This is a genomic window from Gilvimarinus japonicus, from assembly GCF_042847215.1.
Lineage (GTDB): Bacteria > Pseudomonadota > Gammaproteobacteria > Pseudomonadales > Cellvibrionaceae > Gilvimarinus > Gilvimarinus japonicus.
Genome location: NZ_AP031500.1, coordinates 1,166,989 through 1,188,467, shown reverse-complemented (window position 1 = coordinate 1,188,467; position 21,479 = coordinate 1,166,989). Strand labels below are relative to the sequence as shown.

9 protein-coding genes are annotated in these 21,479 nt (G+C 52.4%); all 9 read right to left on the bottom strand.

The genetic code is table 11. The annotated features are described in order from the left end of the window. Positions 1-120: 120 nt before the first annotated feature. On the bottom strand, positions 121-10,029 hold the full coding sequence (locus ACGHAD_RS05015; RefSeq protein WP_382417173.1) for a VCBS domain-containing protein: 9,909 nt from the start codon (positions 10,027-10,029) through the stop codon (positions 121-123). Between the two features lie 180 nt (positions 10,030-10,209). After that, a complete protein-coding gene (locus tag ACGHAD_RS05010) occupies positions 10,210-10,797 on the bottom strand; it encodes a response regulator transcription factor (protein ID WP_339618099.1) in 588 nt (195 codons plus the stop codon). Beyond that, positions 10,797-12,215, bottom strand: a complete 1,419-nt coding sequence (locus tag ACGHAD_RS05005; RefSeq protein WP_339618098.1) for an HlyD family type I secretion periplasmic adaptor subunit — start codon at positions 12,213-12,215, stop codon at positions 10,797-10,799. Before ACGHAD_RS05005 ends, ACGHAD_RS05010 begins: the two co-directional genes overlap by 1 nt. Further along, positions 12,215-14,365: a type I secretion system permease/ATPase gene (locus ACGHAD_RS05000; RefSeq protein WP_382417171.1), complete on the bottom strand. Its 2,151-nt coding sequence runs from the start codon at positions 14,363-14,365 to the stop codon at positions 12,215-12,217. The genes ACGHAD_RS05005 and ACGHAD_RS05000 overlap by 1 nt, the downstream gene beginning before the upstream one ends. Positions 14,366-14,440: 75 nt before the next feature. Continuing rightward, on the bottom strand, positions 14,441-16,282 hold the full coding sequence (locus tag ACGHAD_RS04995; RefSeq protein WP_382417169.1) for a TolC family outer membrane protein: 1,842 nt from the start codon (positions 16,280-16,282) through the stop codon (positions 14,441-14,443). A 454-nt stretch (positions 16,283-16,736) separates the two neighbouring features. Further along, complete coding sequence (locus tag ACGHAD_RS04990; RefSeq protein ID WP_339618095.1) at positions 16,737-17,546, bottom strand: PhoH family protein; 810 nt, start codon at positions 17,544-17,546, stop codon at positions 16,737-16,739. Positions 17,547-17,898: 352 nt separating this feature from the next. Next, on the bottom strand, positions 17,899-18,666 hold the full coding sequence (locus ACGHAD_RS04985) for a M90 family metallopeptidase (protein ID WP_339618094.1): 768 nt from the start codon (positions 18,664-18,666) through the stop codon (positions 17,899-17,901). Next, complete coding sequence (locus ACGHAD_RS04980; RefSeq protein ID WP_382417167.1) at positions 18,659-20,026, bottom strand: DEAD/DEAH box helicase; 1,368 nt, start codon at positions 20,024-20,026, stop codon at positions 18,659-18,661. The genes ACGHAD_RS04985 and ACGHAD_RS04980 overlap by 8 nt, the downstream gene beginning before the upstream one ends. 129 nt (positions 20,027-20,155) lie before the next feature. Next, the gene (locus ACGHAD_RS04975) at positions 20,156-21,463 is read right to left on the bottom strand and encodes a sodium ion-translocating decarboxylase subunit beta (protein ID WP_382417165.1); all 1,308 of its coding nucleotides are present in this window, start codon (positions 21,461-21,463) and stop codon (positions 20,156-20,158) included. Positions 21,464-21,479: the final 16 nt, after the last annotated feature.

Genomic DNA, 21,479 nt, shown 5'->3' with positions numbered 1-21,479 from the left:
AATATAAAGCGATAAGGTTAATAACAAAAAGTGTAAGAAAGGTCATCCGTGAGGAAGATTGTGTCAGCGCCCCCCGGTACCATAGCAGCCCGGTTTAAGGACGCCGACATGGCCAACGCGCTACAAATCTATTTGCCCCTGAGTATGGTTGATAAACAATTCAAAGGAGTCAGTATCGGCCGCACTGTATGGGGTGATATCTTCACTTAACCCATAGGGGCTGTCAGCGTTTGCACTGGGTGCTGACACGTACAACACCAGCTCACTTACACTATCATCTGATTCGTCGTCACGGGGTAACCACTGAGTGAGGTCCTCATCATCGTCTTCCAATAAGTCGGCAAACCCTAATGGCCGCGCCGCACCCATAGCGTTAGAAGCAGCCGACTGATCGTTAGCACTAGCATCGCCCAAATGCCATGCCAAGCCATCGGCGCCCAACCCATCATCATCGTCCATGGCAAAACCTGCTTTAGCGCTGGGCTGGGGTTGTGCGCCTGCCATGGCCGGGCTGACACCGGAGACCACCGCAATGCTGACGTTGCCAAAGTCGAACGCGCCGCTGCTGTCATTGACTTGATAAATGATGTTGTCAGTCCCGATAAAGCCGCTGCTTGGAACATAGTTTAACGTACCGTCGGCGTTTATCGTCACTGTGCCGGACTCGGCGGTAGCACTAAACACAGTGAGCTCATCGTTTTCGGCGTCGGTATCATTGGCAAGCACATCAATCACAATACCGGGGCTATTGTTCGCCACCTCATCCACAACGTCATCATTCGCCACCGGAGCATCATTAACCGCCGCAACGGCGATGTCGACACTCGCCGTTTGCACACTGTTCGCCTGGCCTTGACCGTCGTCTACCGAGAATTCAAAGGCCCCTATATAATCTGCCGCCAGTTCTTGCGGCGCGTTGTACAATAAGCCGGATAACTCGACGCCACTAAAGGTGTCGTTTAGGGCCAGCACGGTACCGTTTGCCAAAGTCACCTCACCAACATCCGGTAAACCTGTGACGGTAACGGTTAACGCATCGCCATCGGCATCCTTGGGCGTCGCGACACCTAATGGGGTATTCACGGACTCTTCTTGTACTGATATGGCGCCACCACTCACCACAGGCGAGTCATTAACGTTAAGCAAAGAAATGTTCACATTAGCGGTATCGCTACCGCCCTGTCCGTCATCGGCATAGACGCTCAAACTGTAAACGCCAATCTCGTCGTCATCGACATCAGTGGTTAAGGTGATAGCGCCAGTGGTTGCATCAATAGCGAACAAGCCGGCGCTGTTGCCTGCGGTAATACTATAGGTCAGGGTGTCGCCGTCGGGATCGAGTGCGCTGACAACACCAAGCTCGGTACCACTAACCGCACCTTCATCGGCGCTAAATTCATAGCTGTCGTCGTCAGCACCGCTGGGCTCATTGATAAAATCTGGCGCCGGGTTAAGAACCGTCCACGTAAAGCTCTGGCTGGTACTCTCGCCACCGGAATCGGTTGCGGTTACGGTAATGGTGTAAACACTATCAGCGGCGTCTGCATCGAGCGTACCGCTGATCACCCCAGTCGCTGCATTTATATCCAAACTTGCCGGCAAGCCACTTGCCGTGTAAGTAAAGACGTTATCTGCATCGACATCACTAAAGCTACTGCTAACATCCAGGTTCACCATTGTGGCTTCATCAGAGCTTTGATTGGCAATGGCGCTGGACGTCGGTGCATCGTTTACGCCGGTAACATTGATGGTTACTGTAATCGGGTCGCTGATACCATCGTTATTGTCTTGCACCCGGTACTGAAACGTAATGGGCTCAATGTCACCTTCATCCAAGTACTGGAAGTTACTGCCGGGGTTGTAGCTGTAGCTGCCATCGGAATTAAAGTTAATAGTGCCTGGACCTGACAAGCTTCCATCCACCAAACGATAGGCCACAATGTTACCGTCAACGTCATCAGCCTCGGGGACGCTGGCATTTAACACGGAGTCTTCGTCAATATCGATGACACTATCGGCGGAGGTGGGCACATCATTGATGCCTTTAATTGTGATATCGATGGTTGTGCTATTTCCCTCCGACAGGTCGACCACAATAGTATCGGTAAAACTTTCACCGCCCATCAGCTCTTGCGCATTTGGTGCCAAGTTATACTGCCAACTACCGTCGGTTTGCAAAATAACCGAACCGTATACGCCCGTGTAAGTGCCGGCCACAAAGGTAAGGTCTTCCCCGTCGTCGGGGTCAGAGGCATCTAGTTGACCAGACGCTGCCGGGTTGGCGTCGTCTTCGGTAATGGCGGCACTACCGCTGGAAATAACCGGTAAGTCATCGATGCCGTTGATCGTTAGAGTGACGGTTGCCGGCGCACTGAGGCCGCTGTCGTTATCCTCTGCCCGGTAAGTAAAACTCACATCTACCGACGCACCGTCTGATAAATAATCGTATGAGCCACGGGGATCGAACGTATAGCTGCCGTCGGAGTAGAACGTCAGTGCACCGGGGGCGGCGCTACTATCGTCAACATAAAGCAAACCGCCTTGTTGTACGTAAGCGACCACCACGCCGTCACTGTCGACGTCTGTAGCCAGAGGCAATGTGCCATTGTATAAGCTGTCCTCATCAAGGCTCACGGCAAGGTTACTATCACCGCTATCAATCACCGGGACATCATTCGCCCCGGTCACATTGACGGTAACGGTTGTGGTACTCCCGTTAGAAATACCCACGGTAAAAGTTTCACTGACTTGCTCATCAACGTTTAAGGCATTGGTATTCGGGTTAGCGTTATCCAGCGTGTAGGTCCAGTTGCCATTGGCATCAATCGTAAACGTGCCATAAGTTCCGGCCACATTTGTTTGTGGCGTAAAAGTGACACTACCACCCGCTACGTCGTCTTCATCCACGTCCTGCAACGACAACTGTCCGCTGGCTTGATTATTAGCCGGATCATCTTCAATAACCGCTCCAGAGCCTGTTGTCACCGTCGGGGCATCGTCTTCACCTATAACCGTAATACACACCGAGGCGGTATTGCTGATTGCGCCATTGTTATCAATACCATGGTAGGTAAAGCTCACCTGCTGCTCATCGCCCTCATCGAGAGGGTCAAAGGCGGTGCCAGGGTCAAAGGTAAATGTGCCGTTGTCATTAAAGGTGATGGTCCCACCTTGCAAACCACTGGTATCGACTGCGGAGTAAGAAACGACCGAGCCATCAACGTCGGTGCCTGCGGGAACGGCGCCGGTGAATACCGAGTTTTCACCAGTTGCAATTACACCGCAGGGTACATCTTCAACCACGGGAGCATCGTTGGTACCGACAATGTTAATCGTGACACTGTCTCCACCGCTACCACTAGGAATCGTCACGATGACATTATCGCCCGGCCCCAACGGGTCCGCTGCACTAGGGTCCAAGGCGTAAGACCAACTACCATCGGGGTTTACCGTTAAGGTGCCGTAGCCTAAGCTGTCGTCATACGTACCCTGAGTATAATTATCGAGTGGGCCACCGGTCACCGAGCTAGGCACATTGACTTCGATAATCTCACCAGAATTGACATCTCCGTCGCCATCGCTGAAACCACTGATGTCGATCGTAACCGTACCGATTTGCGACACCGCGCCGTGACTGTCAAACGCCCGATACGTAAAAGAGACTTGCTCGCTGTCACCGTCTTCAAGGCTGTCAAACTGAAAACGCGGGTCAACGCTAAAGGTACCATTGGTATTAAAAATTAGTGAGCCCGGCGTAAACTGCGAATCGTCCAGCAAATAATAACCATCCAAACGATCATCCGCATCGACATCGGTAACCGCTGACAGTGGTTGATTGTTTAATGTGTCCTGCTCATTAACGCTTAAGGTGATTTGTTCGGTGGTTAACACCGGGGCATCGTTACTGCCGGTTATATTGATTGTCAGCTGTGCCGTTGCACCATCATCGGATGATAAATCAACCGCAAACACATCAGTGACCTGATCCCCCACGTCCAACTCATCGGTCGCTTGGGCCGCATTATCCAGCGTGTAGGTCCAGCTGCCATCAGGCGCCACAACCACCGACCCGTAGACACCCTGTAAGGTCTGACCATTACCATCGGGGCCAAACGCTAGCGTGGGATCATCCACATCTCGGGCAACCAAGGTGCCCGATACGGTATCGCTCGAGGCGTCTTCGCTAATAGCGCCGGAACTGTTTTGAATCACCGCGGGGTTATCTACGCCAACAACGGTAATGGTTACCGTGCCGGGCACCGCGACCGCGCCATTATTATCAACCGCAGAGTAGGTAAAGACGACGTCTCGCTCAGCACCCGCGGCTAAATCGGCAAAGTCGCCATTGGTATCAAAGGTGAAAGTACCGTCAGCGGCGTTAAACGTTAACTTACCCTCACCGGCATTACTTACCAAGCCAAAACTACTGATGGTGCCATCAATATCGGTGGCGCTGACGCCATCGATAAGCACGGCATTTTCAAACACATCGAACGCTAAGTCGGGCACTTCTGGATTGTCGTTGGTGCCTAAGATATTAATGGTAACCGTCGTGGTTAAATTATTATCCAGCGGTGTTTCAGGGCGGCCATCACCGTTTAACGCAACGGTGTAATTTTCTTGGTGGTTTTCATTCAGTGATATCGCATCGACGGTGGCGTTTTGATTAAGCTGGTAGCTCCAGGTGCCGTCAGTGTTTACGGTTAAGGTACCGTAAGCAGAGCTATAAGTGTCGGCAATAAACTCTAAATCTGGATTATCGACATCGTAGGCATTGAGGGTTCCGGTGGCCGTTGTCACCAGGTCTTCGCGCACAGTGCCACTGCCGGCACTAACCACCGGCGCATCATCGACGCCATTTATCGTAACGGTAACCTGTGAGAAGTCACTGAATTCACCATCGTTATCAATGGCCCGGTAAGTAAACGTAAACTCTTCACTTTCACCCAGGGCAAGATAGTCGTAAGAACCTGCCGGGTTTACAGTGTAGCGGCCATCAGATCCAAACGTTAACAAGCCCGCCGGCAGTGTGGGACCGCCTGCGGTAGTGTAACTGGTCACGGTACCATCCACATCATTAGCGGCTGGCACCTGTCCATTTACTGCCGTATCTTCGTCAGTTACCGCTACGCCATCAAACACATCGGGGACATCGTTGGTGCCGGTAATGGTAATGGTAACCAGCTGGTCGTCGGTCGCACCTTCCGAGTCAGTCGCAGTCAGCGTGTATTCCAGCACAACTTGGTCGTTTTCGGGCAAGTAATCAAAGGCGTCATCAGGGCTCGAAAACTGCCAATTCATAATGCCGTTACCCGCCCCTTCAGCAATTACTTCTGTAGCACTGACACTCATCATGGCCAACAACATAGCACTGGACATATTGTTGGCATCACCAGAAACCACGTTCACGGCCGTTACACTCGGCGCAACGGTATCGAGCAAATCGACATCGGCAACACTGACGGTGCCGTTAGTGGTTAGGGATGCATTGGTTTCGGTAAGGGATGCGGTGATACGGTCACTACCGGCAACACTAATCGCTGGGACATCGTTCACACCAGTAATGGTGACGGTAATATCATGACTGGTGCCGTCGACAGCATAGACCGTGTGTGTCTCGGTGTAAGTTTCGCCTTCGGCCAAATACTGTAGCGCGGCATTTCTGACGCTGTAATCCCAATTGCCCGATGAGTCAATCATCAAGCTACCCAATGCACCGCCGCTAGGGGTTGGCGCACGGGCCGCATCAATCGCCGACTCACTGTCGTCGCTATCAGTGACCAATAGCGTACCACTACCGGTAATGGTCGGATCATTAGCGTCTTCGTCTACCGCTAGCTGATCGTCGCCATTAAAGCTTGGCGCGTCGTTAACGCCCTGTATATCAATGGTGATCGTCGCCGGTGCGCTATAGACCGTATTACCGTCAAAGTCAGTAGCCGTATCGGTGGTAATGTAAGTGAAGGTGACGCTGGTGGATTGCCCCTGACGCAATGATTCAAACTCGCCGTTGGTAGCAAAAAGATAGGAACCATCAGCATTAAAAGTCAGCACGCCAGCGCTGACATCTTGCTGCAAAATAAACCCGGTTGGATCTAACGCGCTGTCGACATCTGTCGCTTGAGGCACGCGATCGTTAAGTATTGAATCCTCGTTTACTTGCACTGTATCGGGATAGACGATAGGTGGATCGTTGACGTTTATCAGCGTGACCTGAACACGTCCGAGGTCCACTCCGCCCTCCCCATCATCAACGCGCACGACCAATTGCCGAACACCTAAATCGGGGTCATCTACGACTCGGGTTACACTCATTTCACCCGTGTTTGGGTTAATGGCAAACAAGCCGTCATCGTTACCGTATAAAATGCTGTAGGTTAGAATATCGCCGTCAGGGTCCGCTGCCGCGACGATTGCAGTGCCCTGCACCACCCCTTCATACACTTCAAATTCGTAGGTATCATTGTCGACGCCGGTAGTTTCATTGATAAAATCGGGGGCGGGGTTGGTGACGACCCAATTAAAAGTTGTAGTGACCTCAGCCCCCTGCGAATCCGTGGCGGTAACAGACACGGTATAAGGGCTATCTACCGACGCACTATTATCCAATGTGCCTGTAATCAGGCCCGCTGGAGAAATACTTAACCCTAAGGGAAGTCCAGTAGCGGTATAAGTCAGGCTATCACTCGCATCAATATCACTAAAGCCACTCGTAATATCGACGGCAGTAATCGCCTCGAAGTCTTGATTAAGCTGATCCTGTAACCCCGCCGGGGTAATTATCGGCGCATCGTTACGGCCCGTTATCGTAATGTTCACCTGATGGTCATCAACGCCACCTTGGTTATCAGCCACCGCAACCGTATAGGAAAGCACTAACTCATCACCGGTACCTAGATAATCGAACGCTTCACTGGCACTATCAAAAGTCCACTGAATTATCCCTTCGGTCTCACCTCGGTCGATAATCGCCGCGTCATCAATTATCAGCATGTCCGCTAACACCCCGATATCAATACCACCATCATCGCCACTACTGACGGTTACACCGGCAACCGAGGAGGTTACTGAGTCGCGCACATCGACATCTTTAACACTTAGCGTGCCAGAGGCAATAAGCCCTGCGTCTGTTTCAGACAGCGTTGCGCTATCACTATCAGCCTCTCCCACACTAATAACAGGGGCATCATTAGTGCCCATGATTCGCACAGCGATGGCATGGGTTGCGCCATCAACCGTGACAACTTGAAAAATATCAATGGCAACTTGCCCATCAGATAAGTACTGAACGTCTGCATTATCAACCGTATAATTCCAGCTGCCGTCGGCCAGTATCGATAAGCTTCCTCTAACGTTGTTAAGCCCATCGGCGCTCGCAGTAGGTACTATTTCCGCTTCACCATAGTCGGCATCAAAACCTTCTAGCTGGTCCGCCGCAAGCAACCTATTGCCAGCCTGAACATCGATATCTTCTTTTACCGCGCCTCTGTCGCCTCCGGTAAACACGGGTGCATCGTTAGTGCCGACAATTTCAACCGTCACCTCTTTGCTGTCAACGGCACCAGCAGAGTCGGTGACCATCACGTTGTAAGTCAAAATGTAAGGCACGTCAGTCGGCAACACTGCGAAATTCTCTGCGCCGCTATCAAACTCCCAAGTAATAACACCATTGATACTGCCAGCGTTAATAACATTTGCGCTGTCGACATTCATCATGGTCAATAACACCGCATCGTCAAGCAGACCATCGATGTTGCTAAAAACCTCAACGACCGAGGCCGACACTGTGTCACGCACATCAATATCAACAACACTCAGCGTACCCTCAGCCATCAGGCCCGCATTAGTTTCCTGCAGGCTCGCGGCATCACTATCACCCGTTTGCAACGTAATTTCAGGGGCGTCATTAGTCCCGCGGATGACAACGGTTATAGGGTGCTGAGTACCATCCACAGTGGTGACTAAAAAACGTTCTGTAAGAAGCTGGTTTTGCGCTAAGTACTGGGTGTCGGCATTCGCCACGGTATAAGACCAAGCGCCACCGGCGTCGATAACCATTGTGCCCAGCACTGCCCCTTGTGGGATCGGGGCAATACTGTCATCAATCGCCGACTCATTACCATCCGGGTCATAACCTTGTATTTGCCCTTCATAACGCAACTCTGGATCGCTGGCGTCCTCCGTCACCGAGCCGCGAGTGCCTCCGGTAAAGATAGGCGCGTCGTTGGTACCGGTAATTCTCACGGTAATATCGTGTGCGGACGTTGCCCCTTCACTGTCTGTCACCTGCACTTGATAGGTAAGCGTTAATCGCTCACCCTCTGGCAAAAAATCAAACGTCGTGGAGCCGCTATTAAACTGCCAGTTAAGTACGCCGTTTTGCGCACCCAAAGCAATAATATCGCCAGTATCAACACTGAGCATGGCCAATAACTGGGCGTTGGTAACTGTATCAACCGGGCCGGCAGCGCTAACCGACAACACACTAGGTGCTACCGCATCGGCCAAGTCTACGTCGGCCACACTTAAGGTGCCGGTTGCCGATAACGCGGCATCAGTCTCGCTTAATATGGCGCTATCACTATCGCCGGTAGCAACGGTAATAGTCGGAGTGTCATTCACACCGGTAATGGTAACCACCACATCGTGGGTCGTGCCATCGGCGGTGCTAACGGTATGCGTCTCACTAACCGTTTCTCCGAGCGCTAAGTACTGTACCTCGGCATTGGCGACTTGGTATTCCCAAGCGCCATCGGCGCTTATGGTTAACTGCCCTAAAGCGCCAGCGCCGGCTATTGCATTACCAGGTAAAAAAACGGCTTCATTTTGATCGGGGTCCACGACCTCTAGCTTGCCATTGTCGCGCAGCATCGGATCGTCGCTGTCTTCCAGTAAATCGCCAGTGTCATCACCGGTTATGACCGCGCTATCGCTAACGGGCGTCACCTCAATGTAAACCACCGCCTCGGTTGTGCCGCCTTCGCCATCGTCCACCAATACGGTGAATTGATCATTGCCGACGTAATCCGGGCCGGGCTCATACCGAAAAGCGCCGGTGTTTGGGTCTAAGGTGACTTCGCCAAAGCTTGGGCCCATCGCAATGCGATAAGTGAGCGAGTCGCCATCGACATCACTGGCCTCAAGTTGACCATCAATAGCGGTGTCTTCGGGTGTCACAAGATACTGATCAGTTGCCTCGGGCGGATCGTTGACCGGAATCACTTCAATGTAGGTTGTCTCGGTAACTGTGTAGCGACCATCCGACAACTCGACCATAAACTGGTCGTCACCGTTGTAATCTTCGTTAGGGGTATAAACAAAAGCACCAGTGGCAGGATCGAGGGTCACGCTGCCATGGCTAGGCTCGCTGATAATCCGATAACTAAGCGGTGCCCCCTCGGGATCGTAACCAGGGATTCCACCAGGCAGTGCCACGTCCTCGGGAGTCGTTAAATACTGATCGCTAGTCTGCGGCGGAAAGTTGGGTACCGGCGGCTCAGGTGGTACCGGTGGGGGCACAGGAGGTAACGGTGGCACGGGGCCGTCATCGCCATCCATAATACGCCCGCCCAAAGTGTACGGCGGCGAGGGCCGTTCAGGCACACCAGAGCCGTCAAGTCCGGGAGGCGTTAGCTCCTCACCAACACGTTTTAAATTAACACTGTAATGCCACCCCTGCGACACCGGGGACTCTTTATCATCAACACGAGAAGAGTTGCTTGACGGTTGCCTGGTCTCGTCGTTAACAACACTGGGAGTAACGTCTGAGGCACCCGAATCAACCGCGGTATCGGGTTGGGTGTTGGATGAGCGCCAGAAGTCGGAGGTTAACAATAGCTGCAGAGGGCCGACGTAACTCAAAACTTCGCCAGCACCAACATCCAGGGTGATGCTGGCGCCGCGTTCTACAACTAGGCGCTCCCCAACAGCAAGGCTATCGCCTTCGCTCAGGTTGCGCACCCGCCCGTCGACTGTTCTAGCCCACGCGCGTCCCTCGATCTCGACAACTATCGCACTTTGCTCGCTCATAGATAATCCCTTCTCAGCCTCTCAAAACCCTCTGAGAGCTAACTACCACCCGACGCAAATGATTCATGTGCCAAAAAGCGCCCCCGCCAAATGTGTATTCAGCGAGCGCCTTTTTTAAACATTAATAGTAATACCGAATCGGGGGTTTAGCGAATATTAAAGCAAACGCCAAAAGGGAGATTACGCGCCGTCACGATTAATCAATAACGCTAACTGCATACGATCGCGCACACCTAATTTATCAAAGCAGGCACTCAGATGGGCTTTAACCGTGCGCTCAGTAATATTCAGCTCGCGCGCCACCTCTTTGTTGCTTTTACCTTTAGCAACCGCTTGAGCAACCGTTCGCTCGCGCATACTTAGGTGGTCACCAACGGCCGGGCGAGGTTTGGTCGGGCTGGAAAGTGCCAACAGCTCACTCAGCAAATGTTTACCGAGCCACAGCCCATCGTATTCGACGGCGTTTTTCACCTGAACCAACAACTCAGGTGCCGCCAACGCGTGGACATAGCCACTCGCCCCTAGGCCAATAATAGTGCGTGCTTCACTGGCCGTTTCATTCAGTGTCATGGCGATCACTTTAGCCCCGGCGGCCAAAGCGACCTTTAAGTGCTCGCCCCAGGCGCCCGTCATCACCAACCAAACTAAGGTTTGATGATCCACTGGCAGCTCATCAGGCGGACAATCCAAACACACCTGAGCATCGGCCATAGCCATACGCCAGCGCGCTGAATTTACTTGTGAAGTTGAAACAAATACTGACTGCATTATCGCTCTGTTAACGCGTTTTGTTTGGCCCGTAGAATAGGCTTAAGAAGGTAAGATAACACGGTCTTCTTACCCGTAATAATATCTACCTGCGCCGTCATGCCGGGAATAATCGGCAATGCTTGATCAAAGCCCGACTCGCGGGTTCGCACCCGCACGATGTAATAGGTTTGATCTTGCTCATCGGTAACGGTATCGGTGCTGATATGCTCCAGATCGCCCAACAAACCACCGTACACGGTAAAATCATACGCGGTTAGCTTAACCATCGCCGGCTGACCGGGCCGCAAAAAGGCAATATCCTTGGGCGGAATTTTCGCTTCGATTAACAGTTGATCATCCAGCGGCGTCATCTCTAACACCTCACTACCGGGCTGCACGACGCCGCCTTCGGTATTGATAAACAACCGCTGCACGGTACCGCGCACGGGTGCGCGGATATCTGCGTACTTAACCCGATCGGCTAAACCGGTACTGGTTTCCGACAAGCTCGACAATTTTGCCAGCGTCTCTGAAAGCTGACTGCGCCATTCATTTTTTGCCACCAAACTCACTTCTTGGAGTTTATTTTGCGCCTCAAGAATAGCCGATTGAATTCGCGCTTTTTGCGCCGTTGCCTGGCCCATCTCACCCTTCGCATTAGAGGCGTCGCGCTCAAGCCGCAAGATCTCGACCTCTGAAATTGCGCCACTGTCTAGCAGCGGCCGGGTGACCTGTAGCTCTTGGCTAGATAAGTCATAGGCACGTGACGCTTGGGTTAAACGCGCCTCAACCTCGTTCAGTTCTTCACGACGCTGGGTAAGTTGTTGCCGGGCCTGAGACAGCTTTTGTTCCAACTCATTAAGATTCGACTGATACAAAGTGGTTTCATTAGCGGCGACACGGGGTTCATTTTCGCGCACTATTGCAGGAATCTTAAATTCAGAGCCCTCAACCAATGCCTGCAATCGCGCGGCGCGCGCTTGCAGCGTTAAATACTGTGCGCGATTTTCACGAAAGGTCGCGATAAACCGGGTCGGATCTATCCGCATTAACAGCGCACCCTGCTCGACCACCTGCCCCTCTTTTACCAAAATCTCTTGCACCACCCCGCCATCAAACGACTGTACAATTTGCGTGTGACTAGAGGGGATAACCTTGCCTTGACCGCGTGCGACCTCGTCTATCTGAGCAAAACCCGCCCACACAAATAGTGCGATCACAATCAGCAACATACTGTAAAGCAAACCGCGGGCACGCAGCGGCGCCTGCTGAATTCGTGCCCAATCGGCATCCTCAACCCAGTCTTTGGAGTGCGATTGTGAGGGCGACATCCAGCGGTTCCAGACTTTATCAACCAACTTGCCAAACGGTTGACCCAGCTTGGTAATCCCGCGCCCAACACGATGAAAATGCTTTTGTTCTCGGGTTTGGCTCACTAATTAGCCCTCCCGATTCTACCCTGACGCAGAGCTTCGACCACTTGATCTTTCGGCCCATCGGCGACGATTTTGCCCGCGTCGATCACAATAATACGATCGACCATGGCCAGCAAAGAGTTGCGGTGAGTGATCACCAACATGGTTTTACCCAGCGAAAATTTAGCCAGCTTACGCTTAAGCTCTTCTTCGCTGGTGTGGTCCATGGCACCGGTCGGCTCGTCCAAGAGCAAGATAGACGGGTCTGTTACCATCGCGCGAGCGACCGCTACCGCTTGGCGCTGGCCGCCCGAGAGCAGCTCGCCGCGCTCGCCTACTGGCATCGATAAGCCCTGTGGGTGCGAATTAATAAAACTGGCCAACCCCGACAACTCGACAATTTTAAGCAATTGTTCATCGTCAATACGCGGGTCGGCCATAGTGATGTTCTCGCGCAGCGTACCGAGAAACAAATTAATGTCTTGAGAAACATAACCAATATTGTGGCGCAATTGCGCCGGGTCCAACTGACCGATATCAATATTATCAATCAGTACCCGCCCGGCGCTTGGGGCGTAAAGGCCGGCAATAATTTTCTCGATGGTGGTTTTACCCGAGCCGTTTCGGCCGAGAATCGCCACTTTTTCACCTGGGGCAATACTAAAGCTTACATCGCGCAGCGCATGGCGCTCATCGTGAGGATAACTAAACGACACATTGTTAAACTCAATGCGCCCATCCAGCTTTGGCCGCGCTATCCACTCCGCTTGCTCGGGCCGTTCAACCGGGGTGTTCATGACTCGATCAACACTTTCCAAAGCGGTAGCCGCTTGATGATACTGCATCATTAACGCGGCGCTTTGGCCCACGGGCGCCATAATTCGTGACGACAACATATAGGCTGCAATCAGGCCGCCTTGGGTAAGTTCGCCCGCGGTAATTAAATACACGCCTACGATAATAATGGCCACTGCCACCAATTGCTGCACCCACACGGCGCCGGTTGTTACCGAGCCCGAGAGCAAGCGCATCTTGGTGGTCGTGCGCGAGAGAAACACAGACGTTTTCTCCCACAGGTTTTGCATTTTACCTTCAGCCCCTAAGGTTTTTAGCGCCTCAAGGCCATTGAGGCTCTCTACCAACACAGCATTGCGATAGGCGCTGGCCTCCATACTGCTCATGGACAACTCGTGCATTTTTGCCTGTACCGCCGCGGCGTACAACAGACACAAAAGCACCCCTACCGCAATCGGCAGCACCAACCACCAGGACGTTAAGAGGCCAATAATTATGCTGAACAACACCACAAAAGGAAGGTCGACAAACGCGATAATCGTGCTCGAGCCAATAAAACTGCGCACCGATTCAAACGCTTGTAAGCCGGCCGCGTAGGAACCTACCGAGGTTGGCCGCTCGCTCATGCGCATTCCTAGCACACGAGACATAATAGTGGCTGACAGCGTGATATCCACCCGGCTTGCCGCCAAATCCACAAACCATGCTCGCACCATTTTTAAACACAGGTCGGCGCACAACACAATGGCGACACCCGAGGCCAACACCCACAGTGTCTCAATAGCAAAGTTCGGCACCACCCGATCGTACACATTCATCACAAACAACGGCATTGCCAACGCAAATACATTCACCAACAGCGCCGCGAACAACACATCGCGATATAAACCTCGGTGTGCCTTAATGACCTCCCAAAACCAGTGCCCTTTTTGGGTTTGGTGAATGTCGGCGTTACGCGCGCTAAACTGCATACGCGGGCGCGCGTATATCACCCGACCGCTGTAGCGCTGTTCGAGCTCTTCAAGCGGAATATTAACCTGGGTTTGGTCCAGATCAGGAAAAACAACTTCGGCCTGCTCCCCATCAATCCCCAATAAAACACACGCTTCATTGCCTTCGAGCAACAAAATAACGGGTAATAGCGATTGATTAATATCACTCAACGAACGTCGAGCCAATTGACTGGTAAGGCCGGCTCGACGCGCCGCGCGCTCAAATAACGAGGGAGGTAACTGCTCGTGCTGCAAGGGTAAGCCGGACAGCAGTGTCGAGCCGGACGTGTTAACGCCATGCATACGGGACAGAATCAGTAAACAATTTAGCAGTGGACCACCGCGTAACGAGGCGTGGCTTACCTCGTCAGCTTTATCACTCATACGATACTGAGTCTCTTATATAATCGGGTACTCTATTGCCCCGAGGCACACGCCCCGAGGCCTGACACTTACACGTTATTGCAATTGACGAACAGTGATTTCAATACGGTCCGTCGCTGGCCGAACGAGCGCACCTTCGGGGTCACTAGCCGGCTGCACCGCCACTCGCCCGGCATCGATACCGTTAATCACCAAATAATCGCGCACCGCCGTAACCCGCGCCCGGGCCAGCGAGCGACTAACGCTTGAAGGGTTAGCCTCGGACGATTGCGCCGCAATAATAACTTCGGCCACACGGCCCGACTGATTGCCGTAACGGGCCAACAGTTGATCCAGCTGATTCATCGCCGAGTTGTTTAGCACCGAACTATTATCGGCAAACAGATTATCGGCCTCATAAGTTACCACACGGTTTATCAAATCATCGCGCGACAAAGCAGAAGGCGACAGCGCCGGACAAGCCGCAGACGGCTCAACATCAATATCGGCTAAGTCTTCGTCTAGATCTTCTGCCAAAGGTAAGTCATCAGGGACAATATTCAAAGCCACGAGCAATTTACCCATCGACTCCAGCACCCGGGCGTAGGCGATATTTAATTCATGCTGCCCATTAATGTAAGCCCGGCTCGATTGAAAATACTCATTCTCGGCATCCAGTAGATCGAGCAAGGTACGCTGGCCAATTTGAAACTGCTCTGAGTAGGCGCGCCGCACACGATCACTCGCTTCGCGGTGTTGCCCCAGTGAGATCAAACGCTCCTCTAAGCTATGGGTATTGTTATAGGCAATTTGTGTCGTTTGACGCAAATTAACACAAGCGACGTCGCGCTGATCTTTAGCGGTATTCACCTCAGATAAAGAGCGCTTTACCGCGGCACGATCTGAACCGCCATTGAATAAATTGTACGTCAGCGCCAGCTCGATGGCACCTTCATCGCCAAAATCATCGGGGTCAAGCCGGTCATCAAACACGCCTAAATTTTGTTGCGTGCCGTAGCGCGCGCGCAACTCAACACGAGGGTAGTAGCCAGAGCGCTGGGTGCGCACCGACGCTTGTGCCGCTGCGATATTTTTAATTGCGGCATGAAAGCCGGGGTTACCCTGATAGGCGGCGTAGAGTACCTCTTTAACAGAGTCGGGCAGCGGCTCGGATTGCAGGTCATTAGGCACCAAACGCTCAGGCGGAAGATCACCCACAAGTCTTAGGTACTTAGCGGTAACGTCGTGTAAGTTAGCCGCCTCCGTCAAAAGATTAGACTCGGCCAGCGCCACCCGGCCATCCACTTGATCAAGGTCGGCGCGACGCCCTACGCCTTGGTCAACCCGGTCGCCAATTTGACCTTGAACATCTAAGTGTTCTTGATAGTTGCTCCGGGCCAATTTTAATAGCTTGCGATAGCGCACTAGGTCTTCCGCCACCTCAAACGACTCAAGCGCGAGATTATCAACGGTATCAAGCAGTTCTAAGTAGCGCACTTGACGCGCACTATCTAAGCGACTCACCTCACCAGAAACACGAAAGCCGTCAAACAACATCTGCGTCAAGGATATCTCGGCGCTGTTAATATCGTAATCGTCGCGGTCGTCAAAATCGCGTCGCTGTTTACCTGTACTAGCGGTTAAATCAACAGAGGGTAAGTATTGCCCGCGGGCGGTTCCGACATTGTGGGTGGCGGCTTGGTAAGTGTGCCAAGCCGCTTGCACTTCAGGGTTATACTCAAGTGCTCGCAAAACCACATCGCGACTTGACGTGTTCGCTTCGACGATCATGCCCGAGGTCGGGTTGGTATCTACCGTGGTTGTTTGCGCTGGTGCTTCACTAGCGGATTGTGCAAAGGCGGCTGCACCAAGTCCCGTCAGCCAAAAACTCGTCAAGACGCGCGTAAACGTTCCTGATTTACGGAGAGCGAGTGGCATTGAATTTCCCTCAATGATCATGTCAATTTTAACGGTCTATTAGCTACATAATAGCAGTGGCCGCTCGTTTTTGTACGGCTAATGTTTATTGGCCCGCTAGCGTTTAACACCGGTGCGACAGGCATATTAAAATAACGTTGGGTTATGTGCCAACTGGTATTGATAGCCACCAGAAATGAGAACCATGTCACATGTTTCTACATTCTAGCGGCGATCTTACTTCATTAATGGAATAAGGTTCAAGAAAAACCAGCCACTTGCTTATAAGAACTAGCTGTTAAACCGCTACGCCAATATAACCATATTGGTGCACATCACAAAAAACGCAATTATTTGTATAAATAATTTTGCCAGTATTACGCGCCCGCGACGCAAACAGATCATTTAAAAAACGGACGTAAGTCACAGCGAAGGGAGTCGCCCCCGCGCCGCGCGCAGGGGCCAGTGGAGGGGGTTAACTCAGCTCGTAACGATCGATAATATCGCGCACCAAACCGCTGCGGACAATATCTTCGCGCTCAAAGCGATGCACATAAACAGAGTTGACACCGTCAAGCTTATCGATGGCATCCGCTAAACCGTTGCGACCGCGAATATCGCTCTGCTCAATGTCGCCATTAATGACTACTTTGCAGTCTTCACCGATGCGGGTTAAAAACATTTTCATTTGAGTGGGTGATGTATTTTGTGCCTCATCGAGCACGACAAACGTACGGTTGTTAAATGTTTTACCGCGCATAAAAGCCAGCGGGGCGGCCACAATTCGGCCGTGACGCAGACAGTAATCCACCGTTCCCGCACCTAGCCTCTCATTGAGAATATCGCGAAAGGCATCGATGTAAACCGAGAACTTCTCATCCAAAGCGCCGGGCAAAAAACCTAGCTGTTCGCCGGCCTCTACCGCCGGGCGGGTTAGAATGATGCGCTCAATACGACCAGACTCCAACGCCTCTGCAGCCAAGGCCCCGGCACAATAACTCTTGCCGGTGCCAGCCGGGCCGGTACCAAAGGTTAAGTTGTGAGTTTTGATAGCGTCGATGTAGCGTTGTTGCGAAGGGGTTTGAGCGACGAGAGGTTGTGAAGAGCGTTGCGGACTGTAAGCGGTTTCAAGCTGTTGGGAGCGGCCTTTTATCTCGACGATATTGCCATCCTCCCGGCGATGCTTGCGGGCCGATTTACCGCGCCCTTTAGAGTTTTTGAAACCGCCGTCGTCCATCTCGTGGTACTGGTGATTATTGCGTCGTGCGTGAGATCTTTTCGCCATGAGTATTGTCCTTGTCAAATCAAAGTAACACCGGCGCATCGCATGGGCTGTTGAACGGTTTAGCACCGCAGGCAATGAGCCTTACTAGGTTATGCAAAGAAGGTTACGCGAAGAAAAATCACTCCTGTGGTTGGATGCATTGTTGACCCGAGCGATAAAGTGGACAGACGTTGACTTGTGTCTACAAGCCAATCAAACCACAATATATACCCTCGAAATCCATACTATTCCCAAATTACGAGACTGGTCAACGCCTTTTTCGAGTTTTTTAAGGCTTCGAAATAAACGCACCAGAAGATGTCACAAACATTTAACTTGGTCGTCATTCGCGCTACATAAGGGCATGGGTGAGCTACGGCAAACGATCGGCGGGGTTCTGACCGTAAAAGGCCACATAGTTACGGTACACAGAGGGATAGGCATCGGCTAACAGCTTAGGCAACTCAAAAAATACTTCGCTGGTAACCGCGACAAACTCGGCGGGGTTCGTCGCCCCGTAGCGATCAATATCGGTATATTCACCACGCGCCACTTTAGCGGATAAATCTTCAAACGCCTGACCAAAACTTGCCGTCCAATCGTCCACCGACATGCCTGCTCGCAATGGCGGAAAACCATCGGCCGCGCCATTGAGCATATCGAGTTTATGGACAAACTCATGGATCACTAAGTTGTGGCCGTCAATCACGCCCGCTTTAGCTGTTTCATCCCACGCCAAGACGACACCCGCTTGATTCCAGGCCTCACCGGCTAAATGGTGCTCTACCTCATGGGCCACACCACTGGCATCCAGCTGCGTGCGCTGCGCTTTAAAAGCGGCGGGGTACACCAGTATCGACTGCCAGCCGTGATACCACTCGATACCCAAATTCAAAATCGGTAAGCAGGCTTGCAGGGCAATCAAAAGCGCCATATTGCCGGTTAAAACCTGCCCCTGAATCCCGACAAAATCTTTTTCGTGGATAAACAAAATCGCTAAGCGGCGCAGACGCGTAAGCTCGTCGTCGGTTAAACCTTGCAACACCGGCAGCTGTTTTAACACCTGTTGCCAGTCGCGCTCATCGATGGGGTTATCGCGGATAATGCGTTTTTCTCGCCACTGGCGATACCAATCAAACATCCTTTTCACTCTTTTTACTAGGGCTCACCCAACCTTTCGGGCCGCTCGATGATGTCGCCTTTACAGCCGTTTTGCGACGCTTCCCAATATTCTTTTGGTCCCGCTGGCGCTTTTTAGTCTTGCCGCCCTCGGCGCTGTCTTTTTTCGCATTTTTAGCTCGTGCCTTAACCGGCTTTTTGCCCGCCGCTTTACCCGAACTTTTAATTTTTTTCGGGCCGCGATAACGCGCCACCAAGCCCTCTAACTGAACAAACTTTGCCGCTTTACCCAGGTGCCGCTCGATATCTGCCATCAGGTTCCAGCCTTGGGCTGTGACTAATGACAATACGGTACCACCGGCATCAGCGCGCGCCGTGCGGCCGGCTCGATGGATAAAACTTGGGACATTGTAAGGCAGATCGGCGTTAATGATTAAATCGATACCATCGATATCCAGGCCTCGTGCCGCCAAGTCAGTCGCCACCAGAATGTTGCACTGGCCGCTGCTAAAACGCGCCATGACTTGCTTGCGAATTTTAGCCTCGACTTCACCGTGTAACGCCAACGAGCGCACCTCGGCACTGTCCAGTGAACGTACAATTTCATTCACCCGCTCGCGGGTGTTGGCAAAAATCACCGCACGCCGAAACTCGCGCTGGCGACACAGCGCGGCCAGCAATTGACACTTATGAGGCCAATCGTCGGCGAGAATTTTTTCTTGCTGCATCTTGGTGGCTGACTGAGCGATATCAATGCGGCGTAGAGTGTCGGGGTTGGTCATCGCCAACAACAACTGCCCTAACCCCTTGGCCCGCAGTGTCGCCGAATACAATAGGGTTTGTCGCTGCTCAGCGCAGGCTTTGGCAATGCGGGTTACCTCGTCGGCAAAGCCCATATCCAAAGTGCGGTCGGCTTCATCGACTACTAAAAACTCAAGGTTTGATAGATCGGCAAGCTGAGCACCGACAAACTCAGACATACGCCCGGGCGTTGCCACCAACAGATCGGCCGTAGCAATTAAATCACGCTGCGCGGATTTGCTATCGCCGCCCGTAAGGGCGACAACATTAATCATATCTTGCTCACACAGTTTGCGCGCCTCAGAGACGATTTGCCGGGCTAATTCTCGCGTAGGGGTAAGCACCAGCGCGCGAATAGCGCCTTTGCCGGTTTTACGCGTAAGCAACAACTGCAACATAGGCAGCAAAAATGCCAAGGTTTTACCGCTGCCAGTGGGGGCACAGACAGCGACATCGGCCCCCTCAATCACAGCGGGAATAGCCTCGGCTTGCACCGGCGTAGGGGTAGCAATTTCCAGCTGCGTTAATGCAGTTTGCAGCCTTGGGTGTTGCAGTAAGGAGAAAGCTCCAGAATTACTCACGGCGAGTCTCAACAAGTGAACGCAAGTCAAACTATGCCGCGTGCGTCAGATTGTTGCGGCACAGCCGGCGGGTTGCCCGCCTAGAATAGAGTAAAGCACCGGTGCCCTAAACGCACACCGGCTGCTACATTACAGTGACGATACAATTGAAATCATAACCCCGGCCGCTACCGCCGAACCAATAACGCCGGCCACATTGGGGCCCATGGCGTGCATTAGCAAGTAGTTTTGCGGATTGGCCTCAAGCCCAACTTTGTTAGATACCCGTGCCGCCATCGGCACCGCCGAGACACCAGCCGAGCCAATCAAGGGGTTAATCTTATGTTTACAGAACAGGTTCATAAACTTAGCGGTTAACACCCCCATCGCGGTGCCAATACCAAATGCGATAATCCCCAGCGCCAAAATACCCAAGGTTTTAGGGTCGAGAAATTTATCGGCGGCAAGCTTTGAACCCACCGACAAACCGAGAAAGATAGTGGTGATATTGATCAAGGCATTTTGCGAGGTATCGCTTAAACGCTCCACCACACCACACTCACGCATCAGGTTACCAAAACAAAACATGCCTAACAGTGGCGCTGCGCTGGGCAAGATTAACGCCACCAAGATCAGCAAAATCAGCGGAAACACAATCTTTTCACGCTTAGAGACAACACGCATTTGCTCCATCCGAATTTTGCGCTCGTCGTCATTGGTTAGCGCGCGCATAATCGGCGGCTGAATCAGCGGCACCAACGCCATATACGAGTAGGCAGCAACCGCAATCGCACCCAGCAACTCAGGCGCAAGAATACTCGCCACGTAAATCGCGGTTGGGCCGTCGGCCCCGCCAATAATACCAATGGCGGCGGCATCCTGAATCGAGAAGTCGATAACGCCGGTTACCGACAAGCCTACCGCGCCCAGCACCGTGGCAAAAATACCAAACTGCGCTGCGGCGCCAAGAAACAGCGTTTTAGGATTAGCCAACAACGGGCCAAAGTCGGTCATGGCACCCACACCCATAAAGATCACCAGCGGCGCAACACCACTGCCAATCGCCACGGTATAAAACGAGTAGAGCATACCGTTGGCATAGCCAAGGTCGGTCGCTAGGCGATAGGCATCCGCCTGTACCGCCGCAGGTGCGTGCTTGTAGGCATCGTTTAGTGCTTGCATGCCAGCGTCAGCGCTCGCGCCCAATACTTGGGCAATTTGCGCTAACACATCGGGGTACCCTGAAGCGATGGCATTTTCTACCGCCGAGAGCGATAAACCCGCGCCGGGGATATTAGCCAAAATAGCACCAAAACCAATCGGTACTAATAACAGCGGCTCAAAGCCTTTGCGAATCGCCAAAAACAAAAGCAGCAAGCCTACCAGCAACATAACACCCTGACCTAGGTCGAGGTGGTAAATGCCCGAGTCGTGCCACAGGCGTAAAAAATTTTGCATAATCTAATTCCGACTT